This window comes from Nonomuraea sp. NPDC049141 (assembly GCF_040648415.1).
Lineage (GTDB): Bacteria > Actinomycetota > Actinomycetes > Streptosporangiales > Streptosporangiaceae > Nonomuraea.
Genome location: NZ_JBEZDR010000166.1, coordinates 1 through 1,918 on the forward strand (window position 1 = coordinate 1; position 1,918 = coordinate 1,918).

Annotated in this window: 2 protein-coding genes; both read right to left on the reverse strand. The window is 70.5% G+C overall.

Features of this window, described 5'->3' with window-relative positions; all coding sequences use genetic code 11:
- A partial coding sequence (locus AB0B91_RS65495) for a hypothetical protein (protein ID WP_358343108.1) occupies window positions 1-344 on the reverse strand: 344 nt, incomplete at its 3' end.
- 23 nt (window positions 345-367) lie between these two features.
- A complete protein-coding gene (gene mqnE / locus AB0B91_RS65500) occupies window positions 368-1,537 on the reverse strand; it encodes an aminofutalosine synthase MqnE (protein ID WP_089002460.1) in 1,170 nt (389 codons plus the stop codon).
- Window positions 1,538-1,918 lie beyond the last annotated feature (381 nt).

A 1,918-nucleotide genomic window follows, 5' to 3' on the forward strand; every position in this document is an offset into this window, starting at 1 on the left:
CGCCCGCGGGTGAGCAGCGGCGAACGCCCGGCGGGGCGGCCGCCCACCACGCCCCCGGCCACCAGCCCCACCGCGGCGGCCGCCAGGGCCGCCACCACCCGGGCCGCGCCGAACTCCCAGGCGCGGAAGTCGTCCCAGAACAGCCAGGCCGGCAGGATGATCGCAAGCCAGCCGTTGGCGCCGCCGAAGTCGCCGGCGCCGATCAGCTCGAACGCCCAGTCGAACAACACCACCGCCAGCACGCCGATGACGAGGCCGGCCAGGCTCACCCCGAGCAGGTCGCCCAGGGTGAGGATGCGCCCCTCGGCGTCCCGCCGGGGGAACCCGCTCCGCTGCTCGGTCATGGCCTCAGAGGGTACGTGCCGGCTCAGGCCCAGACCTGCTGCGGCTCGGCGCGGCGCTCGGCCAGGGACGGGGCGGCGTCGTACTCGCGGACCACCTCGTAGCGGGTGTTCCGCTCGACGGGGCGGAAGCCGGCGTCCCAGATCAGGTGCAGCAGGTCGTCCCGGTGCATCGTGTTCGGGGTGCCGTACGAGTCGGCGTCATGAGTGATCTTGTATTCCACGACCGAGCCGTCCAGGTCGTCGACGCCGAAGTTCAGCGAGAGCTGGGCGACCGACAGCCCGTGCATGACCCAGAAGCACTTCACGTGCGGGACGTTGTCGAAGAGCAGCCGGGAGACCGCGAAGGTCTTCAGCGACTCGGCCGGCGAGGCCATCGTCGTACGGGCCTGGATCCGGTTACGGATCTTGCCGTCCGCCGAGTCGACGAAGTCGTGCTGGTAGCGCAGCGGGATGAAGACCATGAAGCCGCCGGTCTCGTCCTGGAGCTCACGCAGCCGCAGCACGTGGTCGACGCGGTGCCGGGGCTCCTCGATGTGGCCGTAGAGCATGGTCGACGGGGTCTTCATCCCCTTGGTGTGGGCCAGCCGGTGGATGCGCGACCAGTCCTCCCAGTGGCAGGCGTGGTCGACGATGTGCTGGCGGACCTCCCAGTCGAAGATCTCCGCGCCGCCGCCGGTCAGCGACTCCAGGCCGGCGTCCATCAGCTCGTCGAGGATCTCGTCGGCGCTCAGGCCGCTGATCTTCTCGAACCACTGCACCTCGGTCGCGGTGAACGCCTTGAGCTTGACGTTCGGCAGCGCCGCCTTCAGCTCGCGCAGCACCTTCGGGTAGTAGCGCCAGGGCAGGGTCGGGTGCAGGCCGTTGACGATGTGCAGCTCGGTGAGCTGCTCGTCCTCCATCTCCTTGGCCTTGCGGACCGCCTCGTCGATGCGCATCGTGTAGGCGTCCTTCTCGCCCGGCTTGCGCTGGAACGAGCAGTACGCGCACGAGGCGGAGCAGACGTTGGTCAGGTTGAGGTGCCGGTTGACGTTGAACATCACCCGGTCGCCGTTGAGCTCGGTGCGCCGGTGGTGCGCCAGCCGGCCCAGCCACGCGAGGTCGTCGCTGTCGTAGAGGGCGATCCCGTCCTCGCGGGTCAGCCGCTCGCCGGCGTACACCTTCGCTTCGAGCTCACGCTTGAGTCCGGCGTCCATCGAAAGCCACGTCCCTTCCACCTGCGGTAGGAATCGAGCGTACGTCGGCCCGCCGACGCCGCCGCAGCACGGTCGGCCCCCGTGCGCCCGCTCACCGAACTCTCAGGCTCCTGTTACCCCCAACGCATCGACATCGCTGCGTGGGTGCGGTAAGACAGGGTGGGACGTTCGCCACACGCTGGTAGCGTCCCCACGGCCGCGCCCACCCGGCGCGGCGAGTCACGCCGGACGGGGAGCGGAATGGTCGACAGTGGGCGCGGGCGACGGCAGCGACGACGGAGCCCGGTGATCTCGCCGGTGCTGCGCCCGGCGCTCTGGTCCGCACTGCTCGGCGCCGTCGCCGCCACCGTCCTGGCCAACCCGGTCATGGCCGACCCGGCA

Excerpts from the sequence above, each read along its gene's own strand:
- mqnE (WP_089002460.1), bottom strand. The coding sequence starts at position 1,537 with ATGGACGCCGGACTCAAGCGTGAGCTCGAAGCGAAGGTGTACGCCGGC.